This is a genomic window from Bacteroides sp. (assembly GCA_036351255.1).
Lineage (GTDB): Bacteria > Bacteroidota > Bacteroidia > Bacteroidales > UBA7960 > UBA7960.
On sequence record JAZBOS010000158.1, the window covers coordinates 1 to 23,063 of the forward strand.

The 23,063-nt window shown below is 46.3% G+C and carries 24 protein-coding genes; 10 read left to right on the forward strand and 14 right to left on the reverse strand.

The genetic code is table 11. From position 1 onward, the window contains the following. Positions 1-269 precede the first annotated feature (269 nt). Genes V2I46_14630 through V2I46_14640 form a run of 3 tightly spaced genes read right to left on the reverse strand, consistent with a single transcriptional unit; the run spans position 270 to position 2,440 of the window. Positions 270-827, reverse strand: a complete 558-nt coding sequence (locus V2I46_14630; protein ID MEE4178737.1) for a cob(I)yrinic acid a,c-diamide adenosyltransferase — start codon at positions 825-827, stop codon at positions 270-272. Positions 828-844: 17 nt separating this feature from the next. Beyond that, the gene (locus tag V2I46_14635) at positions 845-1,573 is read right to left on the reverse strand and encodes an ABC transporter ATP-binding protein (protein MEE4178738.1); all 729 of its coding nucleotides are present in this window, start codon (positions 1,571-1,573) and stop codon (positions 845-847) included. A gap of 42 nt (positions 1,574-1,615) precedes the next feature. After that, positions 1,616-2,440 (reverse strand): class I SAM-dependent methyltransferase, encoded by an 825-nt coding sequence (locus V2I46_14640; GenBank protein MEE4178739.1) that lies wholly within the window; start codon positions 2,438-2,440, stop codon positions 1,616-1,618. Positions 2,441-2,533: 93 nt separating this feature from the next. On the opposite strand from V2I46_14640, the gene V2I46_14645 reads away from it, so the two are divergent. Both V2I46_14645 and V2I46_14650 read left to right on the forward strand, forming a co-directional pair. Further along, positions 2,534-3,580, forward strand: a complete 1,047-nt coding sequence (locus tag V2I46_14645; GenBank protein MEE4178740.1) for a tetratricopeptide repeat protein — start codon at positions 2,534-2,536, stop codon at positions 3,578-3,580. 19 nt (positions 3,581-3,599) lie between these two features. Next, on the forward strand, positions 3,600-5,663 hold the full coding sequence (locus V2I46_14650; protein MEE4178741.1) for an OmpA family protein: 2,064 nt from the start codon (positions 3,600-3,602) through the stop codon (positions 5,661-5,663). Positions 5,664-5,701: 38 nt separating this feature from the next. Here the strand turns inward: V2I46_14650 and V2I46_14655 are convergent, their stop codons facing one another. Next, positions 5,702-6,130 carry an Hsp20/alpha crystallin family protein gene (locus V2I46_14655; GenBank protein MEE4178742.1) on the reverse strand — a complete coding sequence of 143 codons (429 nt, stop codon included), beginning with the start codon at positions 6,128-6,130 and terminating at the stop codon, positions 5,702-5,704. A gap of 336 nt (positions 6,131-6,466) precedes the next feature. On the opposite strand from V2I46_14655, the gene mbhE reads away from it, so the two are divergent. From mbhE to mnhG, 7 genes are read left to right on the forward strand one after another with little or no spacing between them, the layout of a single operon-like run. Beyond that, positions 6,467-8,773, forward strand: coding sequence for a hydrogen gas-evolving membrane-bound hydrogenase subunit E (mbhE, locus tag V2I46_14660; GenBank protein MEE4178743.1), 2,307 nt, complete (start codon positions 6,467-6,469; stop codon positions 8,771-8,773). A gap of 1 nt (position 8,774) precedes the next feature. Continuing rightward, positions 8,775-9,188, forward strand: a complete 414-nt coding sequence (locus V2I46_14665) for an MnhB domain-containing protein (GenBank protein ID MEE4178744.1) — start codon at positions 8,775-8,777, stop codon at positions 9,186-9,188. 2 nt (positions 9,189-9,190) lie between these two features. Further along, positions 9,191-9,532: an NADH-quinone oxidoreductase subunit K gene (locus tag V2I46_14670; GenBank protein ID MEE4178745.1), complete on the forward strand. Its 342-nt coding sequence runs from the start codon at positions 9,191-9,193 to the stop codon at positions 9,530-9,532. A 3-nt stretch (positions 9,533-9,535) separates the two neighbouring features. Continuing rightward, positions 9,536-11,008, forward strand: coding sequence for a proton-conducting transporter membrane subunit (locus V2I46_14675; protein MEE4178746.1), 1,473 nt, complete (start codon positions 9,536-9,538; stop codon positions 11,006-11,008). A gap of 11 nt (positions 11,009-11,019) precedes the next feature. Further along, positions 11,020-11,367 (forward strand): Na+/H+ antiporter subunit E, encoded by a 348-nt coding sequence (locus V2I46_14680; protein ID MEE4178747.1) that lies wholly within the window; start codon positions 11,020-11,022, stop codon positions 11,365-11,367. Positions 11,368-11,379: 12 nt separating this feature from the next. After that, entirely contained in the window at positions 11,380-11,664 is a 285-nt protein-coding gene (locus V2I46_14685; protein ID MEE4178748.1) for a monovalent cation/H+ antiporter complex subunit F, read from the forward strand. Further along, entirely contained in the window at positions 11,664-12,020 is a 357-nt protein-coding gene (gene mnhG, locus V2I46_14690; protein ID MEE4178749.1) for a monovalent cation/H(+) antiporter subunit G, read from the forward strand. Before V2I46_14685 ends, mnhG begins: the two co-directional genes overlap by 1 nt. A gap of 6 nt (positions 12,021-12,026) precedes the next feature. Here the strand turns inward: mnhG and V2I46_14695 are convergent, their stop codons facing one another. The 5 genes from V2I46_14695 to V2I46_14715 form a co-directional block, all read right to left on the reverse strand. Beyond that, the gene (locus tag V2I46_14695; protein MEE4178750.1) at positions 12,027-12,734 is read right to left on the reverse strand and encodes a GNAT family N-acetyltransferase; all 708 of its coding nucleotides are present in this window, start codon (positions 12,732-12,734) and stop codon (positions 12,027-12,029) included. 72 nt (positions 12,735-12,806) lie between these two features. Next, positions 12,807-13,985 carry an aspartate aminotransferase family protein gene (locus V2I46_14700; GenBank protein MEE4178751.1) on the reverse strand — a complete coding sequence of 393 codons (1,179 nt, stop codon included), beginning with the start codon at positions 13,983-13,985 and terminating at the stop codon, positions 12,807-12,809. 68 nt (positions 13,986-14,053) lie between these two features. Further along, positions 14,054-15,322 (reverse strand): replication-associated recombination protein A, encoded by a 1,269-nt coding sequence (locus V2I46_14705; protein MEE4178752.1) that lies wholly within the window; start codon positions 15,320-15,322, stop codon positions 14,054-14,056. Beyond that, a complete protein-coding gene (locus V2I46_14710) occupies positions 15,322-16,563 on the reverse strand; it encodes a M48 family metallopeptidase (protein MEE4178753.1) in 1,242 nt (413 codons plus the stop codon). Before V2I46_14710 ends, V2I46_14705 begins: the two co-directional genes overlap by 1 nt. A 20-nt stretch (positions 16,564-16,583) precedes the next feature. After that, positions 16,584-18,671, reverse strand: a complete 2,088-nt coding sequence (locus tag V2I46_14715; GenBank protein MEE4178754.1) for a hypothetical protein — start codon at positions 18,669-18,671, stop codon at positions 16,584-16,586. Between the two features lie 202 nt (positions 18,672-18,873). Between V2I46_14715 and V2I46_14720 the strand changes: the two genes are divergently transcribed. Further along, positions 18,874-19,728, forward strand: a complete 855-nt coding sequence (locus V2I46_14720; GenBank protein MEE4178755.1) for a universal stress protein — start codon at positions 18,874-18,876, stop codon at positions 19,726-19,728. Positions 19,729-19,783: 55 nt separating this feature from the next. On the opposite strand, the gene floA is transcribed toward V2I46_14720, so the two are convergent. The 5 genes from floA to plsY all read right to left on the reverse strand — a co-directional run bounded on the left by floA (position 19,784) and on the right by plsY (position 23,060). Then, on the reverse strand, positions 19,784-20,788 hold the full coding sequence (floA, locus tag V2I46_14725) for a flotillin-like protein FloA (protein MEE4178756.1): 1,005 nt from the start codon (positions 20,786-20,788) through the stop codon (positions 19,784-19,786). Positions 20,789-20,794: 6 nt separating this feature from the next. Beyond that, complete coding sequence (locus tag V2I46_14730; protein MEE4178757.1) at positions 20,795-21,262, reverse strand: NfeD family protein; 468 nt, start codon at positions 21,260-21,262, stop codon at positions 20,795-20,797. An 8-nt stretch (positions 21,263-21,270) separates the two neighbouring features. Further along, entirely contained in the window at positions 21,271-21,987 is a 717-nt protein-coding gene (locus V2I46_14735) for a M48 family metallopeptidase (GenBank protein ID MEE4178758.1), read from the reverse strand. 109 nt (positions 21,988-22,096) lie between these two features. Next, entirely contained in the window at positions 22,097-22,303 is a 207-nt protein-coding gene (locus V2I46_14740; protein MEE4178759.1) for an ATP-dependent Clp protease adaptor ClpS, read from the reverse strand. 124 nt (positions 22,304-22,427) lie between these two features. After that, positions 22,428-23,060 (reverse strand): glycerol-3-phosphate 1-O-acyltransferase PlsY, encoded by a 633-nt coding sequence (gene plsY / locus V2I46_14745; GenBank protein ID MEE4178760.1) that lies wholly within the window; start codon positions 23,058-23,060, stop codon positions 22,428-22,430. Between the last annotated feature and the right edge of the window lie 3 nt (positions 23,061-23,063).

A 23,063-nucleotide genomic window follows, 5' to 3' on the forward strand; every position in this document is an offset into this window, starting at 1 on the left:
ATTTCATTATCACATCCTCTCACTTCTCATCTCTCCCCTCTCACCTCTTTTTCTGGTCCACAAATTTTTCAGGAAATAAAGCTGCCATGCGGTCGCCGCTAAGCGGCTTAGCGGGACAGGGGGGCTGGCTTCTTCTACCATACGGTCACCGCTATGCGGTTTAACCCCATGCCCCATGCTCCAAGCTCCATGCTATTTCATTATCACATCCTCTCACTTCTCATCTCTCACCTCTCACCTCTCATCTCTCATCTCTCACCTCTCTTTTCTCACTTCCTCGCTTTCCACACCTGGTCGGGGATGTCAAGGTCTTTTGCCAGTTTACGTGCCAGGACAAAGAAATAGTCGGAGAGGCGGTTAAAATAGCGGATGATCAGTTCATCCACGGGATGGTTGGCGGCCAAATGGATCATGTGGCGTTCGGCACGACGACAAACGGTGCGGCAGACGTGGGCCAGGGAAATGATTGAATGTCCTCCGGGAAGGATAAAATTGGTGAGGGGAGGCAGGGCTTCGTTCATCTGGTCGATCTCTTTCTCCAGCAGGGTGATGTCGTCCTCAGAGAGGGAGGGCAATTGAAAGGCTTCACTGCCCTCGTCGGCAGCGATAAGGGATTCAGCAGTGAAAAGCCGGTCCTGAATCTCGAACAGGATGTCCTGGTAATGGCTGTCTATTTCCTGGTCACGCAACAAGCCAACAAAGGAGTTCAGCTCGTCAATGGTGCCATAGGTCTCGATACGCTGGTGGTATTTGGGTACTCTTTTCCCACCCAAGAGGGAGGTCTGTCCTTTATCGCCAGTCTTGGTGTATATTTTCCACTCTTTCATTCATACAATATTCTTTCTTAACCGGCAGCCTGGGTAGCCGGGTTCACCCTGACGATATTCGGGTTGGTGGCGTCGCTTTCAATAAGTCCGTCTCGCAGGCGGATGATGCGATGGGCGTGAAGGGCAATATCCTCTTCGTCTGTAACCAGGATAATGGTATTGCCCGCTTCATGGATCTGTTCGAGCAGTTCCATGATCTCGGTGGAAGTCTTGGTGTCGAGGTTACCGGTAGGCTCATCGGCCAGGATGATACTGGGGTTATTAACCAAAGCCCTGGCCACGGCTACTCTTTGGCGCTGTCCTCCTGAGAGCTCATTGGGCTTATGATGTGTGCGGTCAGAAAGTCCAACCTGATCAAGCACCTGGAGGGCACGTTCCCGTCGCAGAATCTTGTTCTGTCCTGCATAAATAAGAGGCAGTGCCACGTTGTCAAGGGCCGTGCTGCGGGGAAGCAGGTTGAAAGTCTGGAAAACAAAACCGATCTCACGGTTGCGAATCTCAGCCAGTTCGTTATCCACAAGTTTACTGACGTCTTTGCCATTGAGGAAATAGCTGCCACTGGTAGGGGTATCGAGGCAACCCAGGATGTTCATCAGGGTAGATTTGCCCGATCCGGAGGGCCCCATCAATGCCACATATTCATTGCGGTAAATGGAAGTGGTAATACCCCTGAGGGCTTTCACTACTTCAGTCCCTACCTTATAGTATTTGGTTAACTCCTCAAGCCTGATCAGTTCTTCTTTCATGGAAACAGTTAATTCGGTGACAAAGGTCAAAGTTAGAAAAAATCAATAACCTACGGGAATAATTTGTTTACTCAGGGAAGGGTTAAAAAACACGATACCCAGGCTGAATAAATCGACTGCAAGCGTGGTTTTGTGATGTCCTGCAATTTCCAGCCAGGCCTTTTTCATGCCCTTCGACCAGCGAATATCGTCGAGGATTAAAACGCTATTCTCATCAAGATGTTCGATAATCTTGCAGAAATTGTTCATCACCCCTGAATAGGAATGATCGCCATCGAGGTAAACCAGGCCGACTTTCTGTAATTTCTGAAGGGCCTCACCGAGGGTTTGTTTAAAATCGCCGGTAATGACTTCAATGTTATGAAGCTTGGTTTTTCGAAACAGTGACCGGGCTCTGTCAGCGGTTTGCTCACAACCTTCCAGCGTTATGATGCGTGCTTTGGGAGCGGCTTTTGCCAGGTAGGCAGTGGAGATGCCCAATGAAGTGCCCAGTTCAAGGATATGATCGGGTGAAAAATACTGAACGGTTCGATAAAGCAAGCGGCACATGGCAGGGCTTTGAAGAGAATGCCGGGCAATGCTGCTAATTTTCCGTTTATACAGAAGCGGGGCATCACCTTCCCTGCGCTTATGCCTGCCCGTCCCCCTGCCAAAATCGGTAATATCAAGGATTGTTTGATCCTGAAGCAATGTATGGCGAAGATTTTCAATCAGGTCGAAATCAGGCAGCCGGTCACGGGCATAAAGACATCGACAGGCAAAGTCATACAGAAAAGGCGAATGGATGCCAAAAGGCTTGCGGAAGATATATTGTAATAAAACATGCCTGGTCAGGTACATTGGCAGAGCATAAAGGTTCGGATGCAAATTTATTGATTTTTGACCTCTAAAATCGTTAATCTATATATACAGGCTTGCATAATTTTCATTAACTTGCCCCTTGAAAAAACCTTTCAAATTATGAACAGACGATATCTCTTTCTTTCCCTGCTCCTATTTTTGCTGGTCAAGCTATCAGCCGGGAGCCCTTCGGATACGATCAGGATCGGGAACCACAGTGCTTTAGAGGCCGAGCGGTATTTTAATGAAGGCATCCAATTGTTTAAGCAAAACAAACCCGATCAGGCCCTGAAGCAGTTTGACAAGGCAACAGAGCTATTCCCTGAATATGCCCAGGCTTTTTACAACCGGGGCGTTGTAAAACAAAGCCAGTTTGATTTTAATGGTGCACTAAAAGACTTTGATGAGGCGCTGGAACTTTCACCCGAGATGGCCCTGGCCTATATTGCCAGGGGCCAGGTATTGGGGGCCATGAAGAAATATGCCGAGGCCATAAAGAGTTTTGACCAGGGTATCCGGCTTAATGCTGATCAATACCTGGGATGGTACTACCGTGGCATTGTCTGGTTTGAGCAGGATGAATATGCAAGAGCTGCCAGGGACCTGACAAAAGCCATTGAGCTAAAGCCTGACTTTGCGGCTGCGTGGAATGACCGGGGGAGCAGCCACCAGCGGCTGGGGAACCTGCCGGAAGCCCTGGCCGATTACCAGCAGGCCCTCCTTTTAGACCCTTCCATGTATTTCGGTTTTAACAACATAGGTTGCCTGGGCAATGAAATGCAGCAATACCAGGATGCGCTTGAATATTTCACCACGGCCATCCGTCTGCAGCCCTCCTATGCCATGGCTTACAACAACCGGGGCATTGCACGTTTTAACCTTGAGCAATATGCTGAAGCCATCACAGACTACAACAAGGCCCTGGAACTTAACCCTGTTTTTGCAGAAGCTTTCAATAACAGGGGAAACGCCAAATACAAGCTGAATGATTTTGAAGGGGCGTTGACAGATTTTAACCAGGCCATTGCCCTGGACCCCAACTATGCAGAAGCCTATCAGAACCGGGGGGTACTCAGGGAAATGATGCGTGATAAGGAAGGAGCACGTCAGGATTGGGAAAAGGCACTGGAACTTGGCTTAAGTATTTCAGAGCGTTTTTTGAAATAAAATGGAAAACCCGAATGTCATGAAAATATCACGAATGTTTCAACTACAGTCTTTGTTATTGGTGGTCCTGATGGCAGTTCCCCTGGGCTTGCTGGGCCAGAATGTTGAATTCGAACGGGCGGCCTTCCCCAATGACCCTAAAGGTTTAAAGGAGGCTCAGAAGAATCTTAAAACCGGCGAAAAGCTTTTTTACCAGGGTGGCGGACGAACGCTTGAATCGATCGATTACCTATTAAAAGCCCACGCATTCAACCCGGATAACGGTAAACTTAATTACCTCATTGGGCAGGCCATTCTCATGACTAACAAATATCCTGAAGCGACAGCATTCCTCGAGAAAGCCCTCGCACTGGGGCACCCCGATCCGGAAGTTTATTTTTTCCTGGGGGAGGCTTATCATCTGAATATGGAGTTTTCAAAAGCCATTGAGCATTTTGCCCGTTTCCGCCAAAACCTCACGCCAGAAGAGTTATCCATTCGAAGGCAACTCATTGAACGCCGGATAGCCGAATGCCAAAATGCCATGGCCCTGGTAGCCGAGCCTGTCAGGGTTTTTGTTGACAACCTGGGAGAGGGTATTAACTCAGCATATGATGACTACAGTCCAAAATTATTGCCAGGTGCTGAACAGATGTACTTTACCTCCCGCAGGCCCCTTGAGCATAATGCCAGCCTGGATCGCATTGATTATAAATATTTTGAAAACATATTAGTTGCCGAAAAGTTTGATGGACAATGGCAACTGACAGGTCATGCAGGCAAAACCCTCAACAGGAAAAACCACAGTGCCGTGGCTGCCATTTCGCACGATGGACTTACCATGATCGTTTACAATGGCAATAAGGGCGGTGACCTTTATCTTGCTGAATATAAAAAGGACCGATGGAGTAAACCTTCGAGAATGCGCAATGGGATCAATTCACGGCACCAGGAAACCAGCGCATCACTCTCTACGGATGGGAGGGAGTTGTATTTTATCAGTGACCGTCCGGGAGGATATGGCGGCAAGGATATCTGGTATACCTCGAAGGACCATCGCGACCGCTGGCAGGAGCCTGTGAACCTGGGTCCCGCAGTTAATTCAGAATATGACGAAGAAGGCCTGTATCTGACCCCGGATGAGCAAACTTTATATTTTAGCTCAATGGGTCACAACTCAATGGGCGGTTTTGACATCTTCAGCACTTCGTTTGAAAACGGACACTGGAACACCCCGGTCAACCTTGGCTACCCCATCAACACCCCTGCAAATGACTTGTTCTTCAGACCGACAGGGGATGGAGAGACTGCTTATTTTTCATCCCTTCGATCAGGCGGCGTTGGTGCCAGCGATATTTATTCAGTCACATTTATGGGACCAGAGAAACCCCTGATCAACCAAATGAAAACAGAGCCTATTGCAAGCAAGGCAAGACCCGACTTTTCCGTTTTCCTTGATCAGAGCGCTCCGGCCATCCCGCCCATGACCCTTTTGCGGGGAAGGGTTCTGGACGATGAGACAGGCGAACCGCTGCTTGCCAATATTGAATTGTACGATAATGAAGAGGAAGACCTGCTTGCCACCTTTGCCACCAATCCCGAAACCGGGGCATATTTTATCTCACTCCCGGGTGGTAAAAACTTTGGGATCTCCGTGCAGGCAAAGGACTATCTTTTCCACTCCGAGAATATCAACATTAAGGAAACGAATGTTTTTACCGAAATCATTAACGACATCCGTCTGAAGCGGGTAGAAGTCGGAACAACGATTGTTTTAAGGAACATTTTCTTTGATACAGGCAGTTCAAACCTGCGGCCTGAATCCTATGCCGAGCTTGGCGTACTGTATAAACTCCTTGCAGATAATCCAAAATTAAAAATTGAAATCTCGGGGCATACCGATAATGTTGGATCAGCCAATATGAATCAGAAGTTGTCGGAAGACCGTGCCCGTGCAGTGGTTGAATTTTTGACTGACAGGGGTGTTGAAGGGGAAAGACTTACTTTTAAGGGTTATGGCTTTACCCGTCCTGTAGCCACCAATGATACGCCGGAAGGACGTCAACTCAACCGCCGGACTGAATTTGAGATTATTGAAAAATAAAAAAAACCGGGGCTTGGCCCCGGTTTTTGTAAATCGCCTTAAGAAATAGAAATCTGCTTGGGCGGTTTTTGTTTAGCTTCCTCCTTCTTGGGAAGGGTGATGCTCAGAATCCCGTCTTTGTGGTTGGCCTGGATTTTTTCAGCATCCACCGAGTTTGGCAGGCTGAACGAGCGCCTGAAACTTGAGTAGCTAAACTCCCTGCGCATGTAATTTCCTTCTTCCTGGCTTTCGCTGCTTTCTTCCTTTTCCGAGGAAATGGTCAGCAAATTGTTGTCCAGGTCAATCTTAAAGTCTTTCTTCTCCAGTCCGGGAGCAGCCACTTCAATGCGGAAGTTATCATTGGATTCCACCACATTAACGGCTGGCATGCTGATACCGGTCTGGTCTTCGAAGAAGTTCTGCATCAAATCCCGGCCAAAAAACTCATCAATGAGGCTGGGAACATTTACTCTGCTTCGTCTTAACATCGGTAACATAGCTTGATCCTCCTTTATTTTAATGGTGAAACAATATTTTTTTGTTTTCAAAGAAAAGGTCTCAAACAGCATGCCAAGGGAATGACACCCCAAAGAACAGGACTTATTACCGACAAAATGACGCTTTTCAAAAGATGTGGGCGACAATTTGACAAACTAAAAAAGTCAAAAAAGTCCCTTATAATTCAATTTCAAGCCAATGATTTTTTTGGTAACTTGGTAAACAAATTTTAAAAGACAGGTGTTAGCAATACATTATTCAGCGTTGTCAGCGGAATCGGATTTTTTTGAACATTAAAACCATCGGGGAAAATTAATTCTTTGCCAATGAATATAGGGACCTTACTCCTCGCACTTCTAATACTTTCAGCCCTGGCCCCTTTTACCCGTCGTTACCTCGGTAAGGCTGCGGGATGGGTGTTTGCCATCATTCCTTTTGCAAGTTTCTTGTGGTTCCTGGGCCTGCTGCCCGAAATTAACCAGGGAGAAGTATTCATCCAAAGGTATAATTGGCTTCCGGCATATGGTATTGACTTCTCCTTTTATATTGATGGCCTGAGTGTTTTGTTCAGCCTGCTCGTGCTTGGCATTGGTGCATTTATTTTAATTTATGCCGGATATTACATGAAGACTTATCCCATGAAAGGACGTTTTATGGGGTATCTGGTTCTTTTCATGGCTTCAATGGTGGGCCTGGTGGTTTCCGGAAATTTAATCACCTTATTTGTTTTCTGGGAGCTGACCAGTGTTTCTTCATACCTGTTAATCGGGTATAACCACGAAAAGCCAGAGGCCAGGGCTGCGGCATTGCAGGCATTGCTTATCACCGGTTTTGGGGGGCTGGCCTTACTCGGAGGTTTTGTTCTGTTAGGCATTCCCTATGGTAATTACGAGCTTACCACTTTGTTGAGCAATCCTGAAGCAATCAAATCAAGCAACCTTTACCTTCCTGCATTACTCCTTATCCTGGCCGGAGCATTTACAAAGTCGGCTCAATTCCCCTTTCATTTCTGGCTACCAGGAGCCATGGCTGCTCCCTCGCCGGTCAGCGCTTATCTGCACTCAGCCACCATGGTAAAGGCCGGTGTCTTTTTGCTGGCACGTCTTAACCCCATTCTCGGTGGCACCCAGGAATGGCATTACCTGCTAAGTATTTTCGGGGTTACCACGATGTTTGTAGGGGCCTGGCTTAGCATCACCCAAACCGACCTCAAGAGAATCCTTGCCTACTCCACGGTAAGTGCGCTTGGATCACTGGTATTGCTTATAGGCACAGGAACAGAATATGCCATTAACGCTGCCATCGTTTTTCTTCTTGTTCATGCCCTTTATAAAGGCACGCTGTTTATGATGGCTGGGAATATTGAGAAAAAAACAGGGACCCGTGATATCAATAAATTAGGAGGGCTTTTTAAATACATGCCATTTGCCGCAGTGGTTATGATATTGGCATTGGTATCCATGGCCGGCATCCCTCCCATGCTGGGCTTTATTGGCAAAGAGTTGATCTATGAAGCCAAGGCCAATGCTCCCAGCGCCCATTGGTTTATCCTTATTGCAGGTTTCCTGACCAACGTGATTATGGTATTCCTGTCCATGCGTCTTACGCTGGACATTTTCTGGGGCAAAGAACCTGCTTATGAGAAAAAGCCGAAAGAGCCTTCTTTGGCCCTCATTCTTGGGCCTTTTTTCCTTGTCCTCATCAGTTTGTTTCTTGGGTTGTTTCCAAAAACCATGGCCAACCCCCTTACCTCACAGGCCATCATGGCCATTAGTCCAGGAATGGCTGCCATAAAGCTGAAACTTTGGCATGGATTCAATCTTGTTTTGGGCTTAAGTGCCCTGACCATCGCCCTTGGCGTCCTGGCTTACAGATACCGCTTGAGATTAATTTCCTTTGCCGAAAAGATCAACTTAAAGTATTTCGAAAGGGAGTTTTCCAGGATCTTCTTTCAAATGATCGACCATTTTCTGTATTATACCAAAGAACAGACGAAAGCCATTCAGCATGGATATCACCGGTTTTACCTGATGACGGTTTTTGTTGTGGCTTCCCTGTTGGTTTGGATTCAAATCTGGAACGGAGATCCTGTGATTCTGACCCTGGATTTCAAGGACATGCCCCTCAACCTGGTAGCCGTTGTGGCACTGATCATAGCTGCAACCATTTCAGCTGTTGCTTCGCACTCCAGAGTTGTAGCCTTAATAGCCATGAGTGTGATTGGGTTTGGAATCACCATCATCTTTATTGCCTACAGTGGAGTTGATTTGGCCATTACCATGATCCTTGTCGAAACCCTTATGGTCATCCTGGCCATGGCGGTGCTGTTTCATCTTCCCAAATATGTCAAGTATTCGGGAACAGGGGCCCGGATGCGTGATGCCCTGATCGCAACGCTGGTTGGCAGTTTTATGATGGTTCTCGTATTACAGGCTGGCACCTCAGTGGTCCAGGAACCCATTTCTGATTTCTTTAAGGAATCAAGTTATACGGAAGCTTACGGAAGAAATATCGTCAATGTAATCCTGGTAGACTTCAGGGCTTTTGATACCCTGGGAGAAATTACCGTATTGGCTGTAGCTGCACTGGGCATTTTCTCCATGATTAAATTAACCAAAAAAATTAAGGTCTGACATGGAATCAGTCATACTTCAGATAGCCGCCCGCCACATGCGTCCATTGCTGGTGATTCTCTCACTGGTAGTGCTTTACCGTGGGCACAATGAACCCGGTGGAGGTTTTATCGGGGGATTGATGCTGGGCGCAGCATTTATTCTCTATGCCATGGGGTTTGGGGTGCAGGAAACCCAGAAAAGGATCCGTATAAGCCCGGTAGCATTGACAGGTATTGGGTTATTGCTTGCCCTGGTTTCAGGCTTGCCTGCCCTGATAGAGGGGCACCTGTTTATGACCGGAGAGTGGGCCACATTTTTTTCAGGCTCCACTTTTGAGCTGAAACTGGGAACCCCTTTGTTGTTTGACCTTGGCGTTTATTTTACCGTTGCCGGCATGCTTACGCTGGTTATGTTTTCAATCATGGAGGAATAAAGATGCTATTTTTGTTTGCCATACTGATCGGGGTATTATACGGAGCAGCAATTTACCTGCTGTTGCGAAGAAATATTTTTAAACTGGTGCTTGGGCTTATTTTCCTGGGACACGCCACAAACCTCCTGTTGTTTGTTGCAGGCGGTCTGACACGTGGGTTTCCATCCTTTTTGCGGGATTTGCCGGGAGAAGTGGAAAATATGGCTGACCCCCTGCCACAGGCACTGATTTTAACTGCGATTGTTATCAGCCTTGGTGTTACCGCTTTTGCCCTGGTACTGGTTTATCGCTTTTACAGTGTAACCAAAACAGTGGATCTTGACGAACTCTCAGAAAACGAATAACCTATGATACTGGTTTTACCCATCATCCTCCCGCTGTTTTTCATGGTGGTGCTGATCTTCACCCGGCGGTGGCTTGCTTTTCAGCAGCATTTCAGCCTTTTGGCCTCAGTTATCCTCATTTTGGTATCCGTTATCTTGCTTATTGACGTCGAGCAAAACGGAATCGCAACGCTGCAGGTGGGTTCCTGGATTGCGCCTTACGGGATTACCCTGGTGGTCGATCTGCTTTCGGCCATCATGCTAATTACCGTTTCTTTTATTGCCATTGTTATCATGATCTATTCGCCCGGGTTTATTGACAAGGGCCGACAAAGTGCAGGTTATTACCCGATTTCCTTTGGATTGCTCATGGGGGTCAATGGCGCATTCATCACCGGGGATATCTTTAACCTATATGTGTGGTATGAGGTGATGCTCACCTCCAGTTTTGTGTTGATTGCCCTCGGGGGATCCGCTGAGCAGCTTAGGGGCAGCATTAAGTATGTGACCATCAACTTTATTGCCTCCGTCTTTTTCGTGGCAGCGATAGGCATCCTTTACGGCCTGACCGGGACACTCAACATGGCTGACCTGGCATTCAAGCTGAGGACCATGGGTGACATCCCTTATCTGGATGGTGCTTTAATGCTGTTTTTCATAGCATTTAGTGTGAAGTCCGCCCTTTTCCCCTTCTTTTTCTGGTTACCGGCTTCCTACCACACGCCACCCATACCGATTACAGCCTTGTTTGCCGGAACACTCACCAAGGTTGGTATTTATACCATGTTTCGCTTTTACAGCCTTTTTATTGTGGATAACACGCTGTTCTGGAAAACCTTTATCCTTGTAATCGCAGGCCTTACCATGACCATAGGGGTATTGATGGCTGCATCACAATTCGACATCCGGAAAATTCTTTCATTCCACATCATCAGCCAGGTTGGCTATATGGTGATGGGCCTTGGTCTTTTTACCGTTGGAGGGATCGCCGGAGCCATCTACTTTATGGTCCACAATATGCTTTCAAAGACCAACACCTTTTTGGCAGGCGGACTGGTCTACCAGCGTTCCGGGAGTTATGACCTGAAACATTTGGGAGGCCTTTACAAGGCAAGTCCATTGCTTGCCCTGCTGTTTTTTATTCCAGCCATGTCCCTGGCCGGAATCCCTCCCCTTCCCGGCTTTTTTGGGAAATTTTTCCTGATCAAAGGGGGATTTGAAGCCGGTGATTATTTTATTACAGGCGTTGCCATCCTCGTTGGCCTGTTTACCCTTTTCTCAATGGTGAAAATTTGGAATGAGGCCTACTGGAAGAAAGAACCTGAAGAGGTCAAAAAAGGGAAGGTTAGCCGGAGAGCCATTGCCGCTACCACTATGATGGCCATTGCGGTCGTTTTGCTGGGTTTATTTGCGGGACCTGTTTCTGAAATTACAGTAGAAGCGGCCCGGCAGGTGGTGTTTCCCGATTTATACATTAATGCTGTATTAGGAAAATAAAAGGGATAGTTATGAGAAGCATTTTGAATTTCTTTTTACGTTTGGGAAGAATCCTGGTCTTTTTGGTTTACTACCTGAAGGAACTGGTGATATCCAGTCTTTTTGTGGCATGGGATATCATCACCCCAAAAGACTACATGAAACCCGGCATTGTGGAAGTTCCCGTCGACCTGAAGTCGGAAACCGCCATCATCTCCCTGGCTAACCTGATCTCCATGACCCCTGGAAGCCTCACCCTGGATATGACCCCCGATAAAAAAAAGATATACATACACGTTATGTACCTTTACGATAAGGAGGAATTTATTCGTAAGACCAAACAGCAGCTTGAGAGACGCATTCAAAAAATCTTTGAATAAAACCTACATCTTATGAGCCTGGAAGGACATCCCATTTTAATGTTTGCGGTAAATCTGAGTTTTGCCAGCCTGACGATATCTCTTTTTGCCGGACTCTATCGCCTGCTGACCGGCCCCACCCTGCCCGACCGGATGGTAGTAATGGATTTAATCGCCTCCCTTGTGATCGGTTTAATTCTTACCTACATTATGCTTACCGGGCAAACGGTATACCTGAATGTTGCGGTTGTCATAGCCCTGCTGGTCTTTATGGGGAACATTGCTTTTGCAAAATATCTGAAAAGGAGGATTGAATAATGATGGAATGGATCGTTTCGCTGTTGCTGATCGCCGGATCATTGTTTATGCTCATCGCTGCCATTGGGGTTGTTAAGCTCCAGGATGTTTATATGCGTATGCACGCCATTACCAAAGCAGCTTCCCTTGGTGCCATCCTGATGTTGCTGGCTGTTGTGTTATGGCATCCCCAATGGATCGTAGCCATCGAGTCCTTAATGGTGGTGATCTTTGTGATCTTTACCGCACCCATTGGCACGCATATGATTGGACGAGTTGCCCACCGCATGGGAGTCCCAAAAGCCGAAGGATATGTGATGGATGAACTTCAGGATGAGCTGGACAAACAGGAAAAAGAAGGAAAAACTGAACTTTAGGACGCTTTAAGTAATCTTTAGCCAGGAAACCTGCCTGTCGAAGGAAAAACCAAGTTTCTTGATTAAGTTGATTGACTGGATATTATGGGGCTCAATGTTAACAAAGATCGGAAGGCTCCTTTCTCTTTTCTTTAGAATCAAGGCTCTCAAGATACTCTCTCCGAGGCCTTTTCCCTGCCATGCGGGCAACACATTCAGAAAGCCAAGGCTTGCATCATCATGGGTAAGTCCCCATCCCACCAATTCTTGATCCTGCCATATTCCAATTGAGATATCTTTTTCGAGCCGGTCACGGATATAGCCTTCCGAAGTAAAGTCCTTATAGGCCGATCGCTCAAAAATATATTTGGCCATCGAGGGGTCAAGTTTTCGGAATTCCTGAAGCGGTGGCTCAATGTGCTTGTCTTCCAGTAGATAATATCGGTGCGTAGTTAGCTTCCAGTCAATGCGGTGCATTTGTGTAATGGCGGGAAGCATCCAATCCTCCACATTTGCAAAATACAAAGTAGCATAATTAAACTGCTCAAGTACACCCAGCAGGCCTTCAGGATTATCACCGCAAAGATATGCCCACTGGTAATCGCTTGTTCCGCATAAAAGCAAAAAGTCGCCATCACGGTAAACCTTCTCAAGCGGATAGTTCTGGAAAAAACCTGTCACTGGAAGGCTTTGAAGAGGCATGGTTTCAAAAAGGGTAAGCAATTGCTCATCCATGGCTTATCGTTTGGTTTAGGAACGAGAACTCAATGGTTAAAGTTATGCAGAAATCAAGGTAAAACAAAAAAATTATTTCAGGGCTTTCAGGATAACCTCACATGCCTCATGTATCTGCTTCTCATTGATGGTCAAGGGCGGTGCTATCCTCAGGCAATGCTCTGCAAAAAGAAACCAGTCGGTCAGCACCCCCATATCAAGGCAACGGTCAATAACCTCCTTGTTTTTCTCAAATGAATCAAATTCAAGTGCAAGCATAAGCCCTTTTCCATGAATACCCCTGATGGAAGGGTGTTTTAAATTTGCACGAAAAAGCTTTTCTTTTACCTCCACACCTTCCCAAAGCTTATTTTCTGTAATGACTTCAAGCGTTGCCAAAGCAGCAGCAGCACATACTGCATTACCGCCAAAGGTGGTGATATGACCAAGAACAGGAGAATAGGTAAGGCTCCTCATGATCTCTGAAGAGGAAATAAACGCTCCAATGGGCATTCCCCCACCCAGACCTTTCGCCAGCAAAAGGATATCGGGAACAATCCCAAAGTATTCAAATGCCCAAAGCTTCCCAGTCCTGCCCAGACCTGCCTGTATCTCATCAAGAATTAGCAAGGCCCCGGTTTCATGGCAACGTTTCCTCAATGCTTTCATAAAAGCCTCTGAGGGAACTACAGCTCCGCCTTCCCCCTGGATGGTCTCGACAATAACGCAAGCAGAGCGATCGGATATTTCTTCCAGCGCCTGAATATGATTATATTTTAGTATCCTGACATCAGGAATCAGCGGCCTGAACGACTTTTTCATTCTTTCGTTTCCCATCACGCTGAGGGAACCCTGTGTACTCCCATGGTAAGCATTACTGAAACTTATTACTTCAGTCCGCCCGGTGTAACGTTTGGCCAGTTTCAGGGCGCCCTCAACCGCTTCGCTTCCAGAGTTCACAAGAAAAACATTGTCCAGGTTTTCAGGAAGGTGCCTGACCAATAATTCCGCCAGTTTTACCTGGGGCGACTGCACAAACTCCCCATAAACCATCAAATGCATATAATGGTCAACCTGCTCCTTAATGGCCTGAACAACCCTGGGATGCCTGTGGCCGATGCTGCTTACAGAAATTCCACTGATCAGGTCAAGATATGATTTCCCTTCCGGCCCGTACATATAGACTCCTTCAGCACGCTCAATTTCAATTCCCAAAGGGAATGAGGAGGTTTGACCTAAAAAACGATAAAACAACTCCCTGTTATTCATCATAATTAAAGACTATTTTTAAGCGAGGCGAAGATCATTCATAAAGGGAAAAGGCCCATTCCCTTTTGCTTCTAATACCCATATTTCTTTTTCCAAAGGGCCCTTAACCTTGAACGCATCTCATTCTCCCTCGGATTATTGCCTGGGTCATAAAACTTGGTGCCCTTGATTTTATCAGGCAGGAATTCCATATCGGCAAAATTCTGTTCAAAATCATGGGCATATTGATATCCCTGCCCATACCCTATTTCTTTCATTAGCTTCGTTGGCGTGTTTCTTAAAGCAATAGGCACTGGGAGGTCTCCAACCTTTCTTACCATTTCCTGGGCTTTCCCAATGGCCAAATAGGCTGCATTGCTTTTTGCCGATGAAGCCAGGTAAGTAGCTGTTTGCGAAAGGATGATCCTGCTTTCCGGCATTCCGATCATAGTGACTGCCTGAAAACAACTGGTGGCCAGCAGAAGGGCATTGGGGTTGGCGTTTCCAATATCTTCCGAAGCCAGAATGATCATCCTACGTGCAATGAATTTGGGGTCTTCTCCCCCTTCAATCATACGAGCCAGGTAATAAACCGCCGCGTTGGGATCACTCCCCCTGATCGATTTAATGAAGGCTGAGATAACGTCGTAATGCATTTCTCCTCCCTTGTCGTAAATAGCTAAATTCTGCTGAATCACCGACAGGACAGAATTGTTGGTAATCCTGACCTGATCCCCACCTTCTGAACCTACCGTTAACTCCAGCGCATTAAGCAATTTGCGGGCATCCCCTCCCGAAATCCGTAAAATAGCTTCCGTCTCCTCCAATTGGATCTTTTTTCCCGATTCTTGTTCCAGAAACTGCCTTCCCTTTTCCAGCAACTGAAGCAGATCCGTTTTCTCAAGGTCTTTCAGGATATAAACCTGGCACCGTGACAGAAGGGGCGAAATCACTTCAAAAGAGGGATTTTCGGTAGTTGCGCCAATCAGGACAATAATACCTTTCTCCACTGCACCCAGTAAGCTGTCCTGCTGTGACTTGCTAAAACGGTGTATTTCATCAATAAACAGAATAGAATTGCCCCCTGATTGCCTTGCATTTTCAATCACTGCACGTACATCCTTTACTCCGGAATTGATGGCGCTAAGGGTAAAAAAAGGTCGGGAAAGGTGCTTAGATATGAGGGAAGCCAGGGTAGTCTTGCCAACCCCCGGTGGGCCCCATAGGATCATAGAAGGGATGTTGCCTGAATCAATGGTTTTTCTGAGCACAGCCCCTTCACCCACCAAATGCTTTTGACCAAGGTAATCATCAAGACTTGCCGGTCGCAACTTCTCAGCAAGAGGGATATTTGTAAACATCATAAGGTCTCAAATTTTTTCAGGTGCTCCAGCCTTTCCAACAAAGGCGGGTGTGAATAATGAAAGAAAACATAAGCCGGATGAGGGCGAAGGTTGCTCAGGTTATTCACTGAAAGTTTCTTTAGGGCTTCCTGAAGAGGCTCCGATGCATAATTCCTTGCAGCAAAAGCATCGGCCTCAAACTCATATTTACGGCTATAATGGTTACTGAACATCCCAAGAAAAAGGCTTACCGGGGTATACAACAAACCAAAAGCCAGGATCCCCAAATGAAAACTGGCCTCATCTCCGCCAAGGGCAAAGGAAAGTTCGGGCCGGTTAATAAAAAAGCCCAAAAGAAAAAGCATAACACCCGAGGAAATAACAGAGAGCACCATCCCTTTTAACGTGTGTTTCTTTTTATAATGCCCCACCTCGTGTGCCAAAACGGCCACCAGCTCTTCAATGCTATGGTCATTTATCAGCGTATCGAAAAGCACAATCCGTTTTCGGGAGCCTAACCCACTGAAATAAGCATTGGCCTTTGAGCTCCGTTTTGAACCATCAATAACAAAAATGTCATCCAACTTAAAATCCACCTTTGTTGCAAAAGCTTCAATGGCATCCCTTAGCTCCCCCTCCTCAAGTGGCGTCTGCTTATTGAAAAGGGGAACAATAAGGGAACTGTAAAACATCATCATAAAGACCGAAAAGGCGGTTAAAAATAGCCATGCATAAAACCAAAACAGTGATCCTGCAACCTGATAAAACCAAACAAAAATGGCTATCAGTGCACCTCCGATAATAAAGGCGAGCAAATACCCCTTAAATTTATCCAGGATATAGGTACCAGGGGTGGTTTTGTTGAAGCCAAATCGCTCTTCAATTACAAACGTATCATAAATGTCAAAAGGAGTTGAAATCAGATCTGATACCAAAGCAATAATGGCAAAAAAGATCATGGCCATCAAAATAGGGTTTTCGGTCCACTGCCTTACCGTTTGATCAAGCCAGCCAAAACCACCTGCAAGCAGAACCCCAAACAAAAGTATTAATGAAAATGTGCTGGTTAAAATACCAAACCGCATATTTACCCTCGCATAGTCCTGAGATTTACGATATTTTTCCTCATCATAAATACCTTTTAAGGTTTCAGGCAGGACATTACTCCATCTTGAGGCATTCAGGTAATCAAGGATTCTTTCCAGTGAAAAGTCAAGTAGCAGAATTACCAGAATAATGATTAACAGTGTATTACCCATAAAAAAGGTTTAAAAATTCTTTAAAAACTGCCGTTCCACTTTCTGGTAAACCATTCAACAGCCAGCAAAAGCAAAAGGATGGCAAAAACAATCCTGAGGTTGATCAATTCGTGAAACTCTTTTTGGGAGTACATGACCGGAAGGATATCCTCGCGTGACAAAATGGCCTCTTCAAGCAGATCCCATTGACCCGGATAAAACATTTCCCCTCCTGTGTTTTCTGCAATCTGAAAGAGGGTATTATGGTCAGCAACATGCTTCAACCCTTCAATATTGAGCGCCGAAACGCTGAATTGCCCTGACACCTCATGCGGTTCACCCGCATAACGAGTCCTTACCTGGTAGAAATAATCCCCCGGGGGGAAAGTCCCTGCATCTAAACGATAGGCTTGTGATGTCCTCCCCATTTCATAACGAAAATCAACGTCCTCCTCATTGGTGATTGTAACCTCAACGGAAGGTTCATTGACCAGTTCATAGCTGGGATTATAAAGCTCTGCTTCAAAAACAACAGGATCCGTTTCATAATAAAAATGATCGTTCGTGACCCTGAAAAAATTCTTGTCTTCCTTAAGTGAAAGATATTGGACGGTTCGCCAGAGGAACGCATCAAAAGTATTATGCGAATTCATTTGCGCAAATGTGCGTATGCGCCAACGCCAAATCCCCTCTCCTGTAATCACTCCGTTTTTTCTTTCCCCATTCTCTGAAAAAAGAACTAAAGGCTGTTCAGTCTCCACCGTCCCTATCTTTTGAAAAAACATGACGTTTACACCCGAACCAACCTGATAGGAGGCAAATGGAGTATTCAGAGGTGGCAACTGACCTATCCATGATGTAAGGTCCTCCCCCACCGAAAACAGAGGAAAGTTTTTGTTAAGGATTGGCAATGCTTCTGAGAACTCTCCTGATCTTGGAGTAATTGTCAGTCCGGTTCTCAATTGATTAAATGATGGGAAATGCGTTTGCGCGCCAATCACAAAGAGACTTGGAATACCCTGACTTTCCAAACGCTGTAGTATCTCACGGACAGGATTTTTTTGTGAAGGCAGTTGATGAAAAATGATCAGGTTGTATGCTTCAGGAACACCGTCAAACTCATCAACCAGAAAGGAAGATATTTCATAATTATCACTTTCCTCCAGTGCCATTCTTATTGCACCAATATCGGGGTGAGAGCTATTGGAAAGAATCAAAACCTTTTGCCTGCTGTCAATTACCTCAATAAAGAAATCCTGAACATTATTGGTCAAACTGATTTCACCCTCAACAGGTGATAATTCTAAAGAATATCTCTGAACTCCGGGGCTTTCTGCTTCCAGTTCCAGGAGGATGGTCTCCAGATACAAGTCGCTGTTAAAAGTCAGGTTCTTGGAGAAAAGTGTTACCCCCTCCTTGCTAACTGTAAGGCGGGTCGTTTTGCCTGCCAGTTGCTGAGCCTCTACTTCCACTTCCACGGGGAACTGATTTCCCAGGTAGGTCAACCGGTTATGGTTAATACGCTTGAGGATAAGATCACGTCGTGGAATGGTATCCCCCAGAGCCATGGTGTATATAGGATACGGGGACTGCTCAGAGAAGAATACCGGATTGCTCCCCCGGTTAAAAATCCCATCGGATGCAAGAATTACCGCCCCCACATTCCGGTTGCTGAAAAGGTTGCCCAATTCCTCAAATGCTGCAGAGATATCTGTAATCCGGTCGTTGTAATCAGTAGAATCCCCCTCGCGCATCATTTCTCCAAAATGAAAATGTCTGACATCAAAGCGTCCCTCCAGTTGATCAAGGGCACCCCTACGTTCCTGGATATAGCCGCTTCTGAAATACACTGAATCTTTTCCCGAAATAAGCGAACGGCTGTTGTCCTGAAGGAAAATAACAAGCGGGTCTTCCACATAACGATTCATCCGCTGCAGCAGGGGGGAAAGCAGCAAAAAGGCAAGGAGGCTGACAGCGAGAAAACGTAAAAGGGAAAGACCAATCAGCACTTTACCGGAGAATTCTGAAGAACGATTGCGATAATATAAAATGACCGCAAAAAGAATGCCAGCAAGCAAGCAAAGCAATATGAACCACGCGGGATAATCCTGTATGAAACGAAGGCCCAAAATTAATTTTCATTTAAAGTGAAACGCCAAACACAAAGATAACAGTAAAAAAGCTGCAAACAATAAGCCTTGACGCCTTTACAAAGGAAGTTTGTTTAACATCCTGATTTTTGAAAAAGAAGCGTTTATTCACTATATTTGCTAATAGGAAATTACATTTTCAGGCCTTGAACCTTATTTCCATAAGTAAAACCCATCCGCCATGAGAAAAATCCTTGTTCCCACCGATTTCTCCGAGCATGCTGAAAATGCTGGTTATTATGCTGTGGAATTCTCAAGGCTCTTTGAAGCCCACGTAACGATTTTGCATATATATAGCCTTCCGCCTGCCTCGGTTTACCCGCCTTTATATTCTCCGGGTTTCCCCGGGAAAACCCTTTCATTGGATGAAGTGCAACAGATCGAACAGGAAAACGAAAAACGTCTTCAGGCCTTCCGCGACAACATCTGTCACGGGCACCACCCCCACGGTTGCACCATTGCTCAGCGCAGTGATTTTGTCAGCGATGGCATCAACGACTATGCTGCTGAAAACAACATGGACCTGATCGTTATGGGAACCCGCGGAAGCGCATCAAAGGGTGATTTCTTTATTGCTACCACAACCTGGGATGTGATCAGCTCAGGAAAAACTACTGTACTCGCCATTCCTGAGAAGGTACCATACAAACCCATAAACCACATTGCCTTTGCTACCGATTTTACCGAAGCCGACTTTGCCTCCATGGAAGTCCTGACGCAAATGGCAGGAAAGTTGAATGCAAAAGTCAGTGTGGTTCATGTCAAGACGGACGAGGGTTCATTGGAAGAAAACCAGATGTTCGACTGGTTTGAAGAGAAAACCAGGGAACAAAATCCCTACCCAAATATGGAGTTTGTAATGCTCCAGCACGAGAATGTGCAGGAAGCCCTTAATAATTTCCTGAACGACCAGGGGGTGGGAATGATAGCATTGGTAAACCGTAAGAGACAAATTTTCGAACGCTTGTTTCACCGTAGCCTTACCAAGAAATTTGCCTATCACAGCGAAATCCCCCTTTTAGCCTTCTCCGACTAACAAAAAAGCTGGCACAAAAAATATGCCAGCTTCTTTCTTTTCATCCAGAAAAAGATTACTTCAGCGGCGTTTCTCCGCCTTTCCCTTTACTGGTTCCGCTACCTGGTTTTGCGATCTGGTCGCGCATGGTGGTATCGGCTTTGATGTTTTCCATACGGTAATAATCCATAATGCCAAGATTTCCGCTGCGGAATGCATCGGAAATGGCTTTAGGAATTTCAGCCTCAGCTTCAATCACCTTGGCACGTGCTTCCTGGGCCTTGGCTTTCATCTCCTGCTCCAGAGCTACAGCCATGGCACGCCGCTCTTCTGCCTTTGCCTGAGCAATGTTCTTATCAGCATTGGCTTGGTCAATCTGAAGCATAGCACCAATATTTTTACCCACATCAATGTCGGCAATATCGATTGAAAGGATTTCATAGGCCGTCCCTGAGTCAAGCCCTTTAGCCAGCACTACCTTGGAGATGCTGTCAGGATTCTCCAGAACTTGCTTATGATTATTCGCCGATCCAATGGAGGTTACGATACCCTCGCCTACGCGAGCCAGAATCGTTTCTTCACCGGCACCACCAACCAATTGTTTGATGTTGGCACGCAAGGTAACCCTAGCTTTGGCGATCAGCTGGATACCATCCTTGGCCACTGCAGCAACAGGGGGCGTGTTGATTACCTTGGGCTTAACAGACATCTGTACGGCCTCAAGCACATCACGACCCGCAAGGTCAATGGCGGTAGCCGTCTTAAAGTCAAGAGGGATGTTAGCTTTGTCGGCGCTGATCAGGGCATTTACAACAGCCTTCACCCGTCCCCCTGCCAGGAAGTGAGCTTCCAGGTCATCCCGGTTAAGCTTTAGCCCAGCCTTGGTGGCACTAATGAGGTTATTGACAATGACAGCCGGGGGAATTTTCCTCCAGCGCATCAGCACCAATTGAAGCAGGCTGATCCGAACCCCTGAGACAAGGGCTGAGAACCAGAGACCTACTGGAATGAAGTAAAAAATCAGCCACAGGCCAAGTATGCTGACCAGGGCAACTACAATAACTACGGCAGTGTTGTCCATGTTGAATTATGGTTTTGGTTTAACAATAATTTTATTTCCATCTACTTTAACCACCACAAGGGGGGTATTCTCATTGATCAGGTTATCTTTTGAGGTAACCTCGTAAAACTCATCTTTTATCAAGGCCTTTCCCATCGGGTTCAGGCGGGTAATGGAAACGCCCTCATCTCCCACGACGATCTTATCGGGTTCAACAACATTAACGCGGCCATTAATTTCCGTGTTGAGCATGGCTTTTCGCCAGGTGTTCGACTTCAGGGCCAGCACAATGGCCAGCACACTGATCACCAAACTTCCGGCCAGGGTTAGCACCCCGGCCTGAACGCCAAAGGTACTGAAAGCCGTCACAACAGCGCCAATGACCATACCCGCACCGATCAACCCAACAATGGTGGTACCGGGAACCACAAGGATCTCAAGCAGGAGAAAAATGACTCCTACGAGAATCAAACCGAGAATGACTAACCACGACATCTTAAAAATTATTGAGGTGAATAATAACGCATCGCTTCAGGGACAAAATCCCGGGCAGCCTTTATCCTGGAAGAACTACTAGGATGAGTGCTTAAAAACTGGGGTGGTTCACCACCACTTGCAGAGGCTTGCATTCGCTCCCAAAAAGTTACGGTGGTGGCGGGGTTATATCCAGCCATCGCCATAAAGATCATTCCAAGCTTATCAGCCTCATACTCATGCTTACGACTATAGGCAAGGGTTCCAAGTTGTCCGCCCACCCCATAGGTCATAAGGAAGATATTGCGGGTGACTTCTGGCTTATCCCGCAAGGCCACATCCAGACTCACCGCTCCAAGGGTCAGTAAAAGTTGCTGACTCATTCGTTCATTGCCATGTCGGGCTACTGCATGAGCAATTTCATGGGCCATTACCACGGCAATCCCTTCATCGTTCTGGGTCACAGGAAAAATTCCTGAATAAAACATGATCTTTCCACCTGGCATCGCCCAAGCATTGACCAACTCATCCTGCACAGCATTGAACTCCCATTGAAAATTCTGAATCCTGTCAGACTCACCGTTTTCAGTCAAATATTGGTTGACAGCCTGTGAGATTCTTCCTCCCACCCGCCTTACGGCTTGGACCCGTTGATCTGATGATGGTAACGGCGGATTTGCGGTCATGAACTCCTGATAATTGGTCAGGGCCATATTTACCAGCATCCCTTCAGGCACAAAACTCATTTGCCGGCGACCTGTAATAGGAACCGAAGAACAGGATCCCAAAACCAGGAAAATAACAAGTGTCAACGATAGGAAAGAGGCCCCCCGGATATTATACAATTTAATCATTCTACTCAATAGTTGCGGTTATTCCACGGTTCAAAATTTCGCGATACATCGGCTCCAGCGTCTGATAATCAGCACTCCTGACCACACACTTTCCTTTGTAATGAATGATAAGCGTGCATTGCTCAGCCTGCTCCGGCTCGTGATGACAAACCTCGATCAGCGTTTTAATGACGAAATCAAAGGTATTGAAATCATCGTTATGAATCACAAGATCCTTTTTTTCTGAAGAAAGTGCTTTTCCTTTTGGTGACTTTCTGGTTTTTTCTTTTACCATAAAACTAGAAAAATTACCTGATAAACAAATTTAAGAAAATAAGACCGCTTGTGGATAATTATTTTTTTCGGAACACGATTCTGTTTTCTCTTCCCTTGAACAACCTTTGAATGTTCTTACGGTGGGTCAGCGGAACAAAGATAGCCACCAGCAAAGAAAAAATTATTTCAGGAAGTGCAGCTGGACCGGTGATACCTATTACAGCCACGGGAAAAGTCAGGGAGGCTGCTATGGAACCCAATGAAACATAACGTGTTGGCAGAAAAAAGGCCAGAAAAACGGCCAGACAGATCAGGATAGCTCCTGGAAAAAGAATTGTTACAATCCCAGCCAGTGTCGCAATTCCTTTCCCTCCCCGGAACCCGGCAAAAAGAGGAAACACATGTCCCAGTAATGCAAATAGCCCCAAAAAAAGCTGAAAAACACTGAAAAGATCGGGATTCGAGAAGGCATCCCCCACCAACCAGCCCAAGGCCACTGCCGCCACCCCCTTCAGGGCATCAAGCAGCAACACCACAATGCCTGTTTTGGTGCCCAGCACCCTCAGCGCATTCGTGGCCCCGGCATTCCCGCTGCCATGCTCCCTGACGTCAATGCCAAAAAAAGCCTTTCCAATCCAAACCGCCGTAGGGATGGACCCCAACAGATAAGCTCCGGCCAGACACAGTAACATTCCCCAATGAAATTCCATAAT

Excerpts from the sequence above, each read along its gene's own strand:
- V2I46_14630 (MEE4178737.1), bottom strand. The coding sequence starts at position 827 with ATGAAAGAGTGGAAAATATACACCAAGACTGGCGATAAAGGACAGACC.
- V2I46_14635 (MEE4178738.1), bottom strand. The coding sequence starts at position 1,573 with ATGAAAGAAGAACTGATCAGGCTTGAGGAGTTAACCAAATACTATAAG.
- V2I46_14645 (MEE4178740.1), top strand. The coding sequence starts at position 2,534 with ATGAACAGACGATATCTCTTTCTTTCCCTGCTCCTATTTTTGCTGGTC.
- V2I46_14650 (MEE4178741.1), top strand. The coding sequence starts at position 3,600 with ATGAAAATATCACGAATGTTTCAACTACAGTCTTTGTTATTGGTGGTC.
- V2I46_14655 (MEE4178742.1), bottom strand. The coding sequence starts at position 6,130 with ATGTTAAGACGAAGCAGAGTAAATGTTCCCAGCCTCATTGATGAGTTT.
- mbhE (MEE4178743.1), top strand. The coding sequence starts at position 6,467 with ATGAATATAGGGACCTTACTCCTCGCACTTCTAATACTTTCAGCCCTG.
- V2I46_14665 (MEE4178744.1), top strand. The coding sequence starts at position 8,775 with ATGGAATCAGTCATACTTCAGATAGCCGCCCGCCACATGCGTCCATTG.
- V2I46_14670 (MEE4178745.1), top strand. The coding sequence starts at position 9,191 with ATGCTATTTTTGTTTGCCATACTGATCGGGGTATTATACGGAGCAGCA.
- V2I46_14675 (MEE4178746.1), top strand. The coding sequence starts at position 9,536 with ATGATACTGGTTTTACCCATCATCCTCCCGCTGTTTTTCATGGTGGTG.
- V2I46_14680 (MEE4178747.1), top strand. The coding sequence starts at position 11,020 with ATGAGAAGCATTTTGAATTTCTTTTTACGTTTGGGAAGAATCCTGGTC.
- V2I46_14685 (MEE4178748.1), top strand. The coding sequence starts at position 11,380 with ATGAGCCTGGAAGGACATCCCATTTTAATGTTTGCGGTAAATCTGAGT.
- mnhG (MEE4178749.1), top strand. The coding sequence starts at position 11,664 with ATGATGGAATGGATCGTTTCGCTGTTGCTGATCGCCGGATCATTGTTT.
- V2I46_14695 (MEE4178750.1), bottom strand. The coding sequence starts at position 12,734 with ATGGATGAGCAATTGCTTACCCTTTTTGAAACCATGCCTCTTCAAAGC.
- V2I46_14700 (MEE4178751.1), bottom strand. The coding sequence starts at position 13,985 with ATGATGAATAACAGGGAGTTGTTTTATCGTTTTTTAGGTCAAACCTCC.
- V2I46_14705 (MEE4178752.1), bottom strand. The coding sequence starts at position 15,322 with ATGTTTACAAATATCCCTCTTGCTGAGAAGTTGCGACCGGCAAGTCTT.
- V2I46_14710 (MEE4178753.1), bottom strand. The coding sequence starts at position 16,563 with ATGGGTAATACACTGTTAATCATTATTCTGGTAATTCTGCTACTTGAC.
- V2I46_14720 (MEE4178755.1), top strand. The coding sequence starts at position 18,874 with ATGAGAAAAATCCTTGTTCCCACCGATTTCTCCGAGCATGCTGAAAAT.
- floA (MEE4178756.1), bottom strand. The coding sequence starts at position 20,788 with ATGGACAACACTGCCGTAGTTATTGTAGTTGCCCTGGTCAGCATACTT.
- V2I46_14730 (MEE4178757.1), bottom strand. The coding sequence starts at position 21,262 with ATGTCGTGGTTAGTCATTCTCGGTTTGATTCTCGTAGGAGTCATTTTT.
- V2I46_14735 (MEE4178758.1), bottom strand. The coding sequence starts at position 21,987 with ATGAGTTTTGTGCCTGAAGGGATGCTGGTAAATATGGCCCTGACCAAT.
- plsY (MEE4178760.1), bottom strand. The coding sequence starts at position 23,060 with ATGGAATTTCATTGGGGAATGTTACTGTGTCTGGCCGGAGCTTATCTG.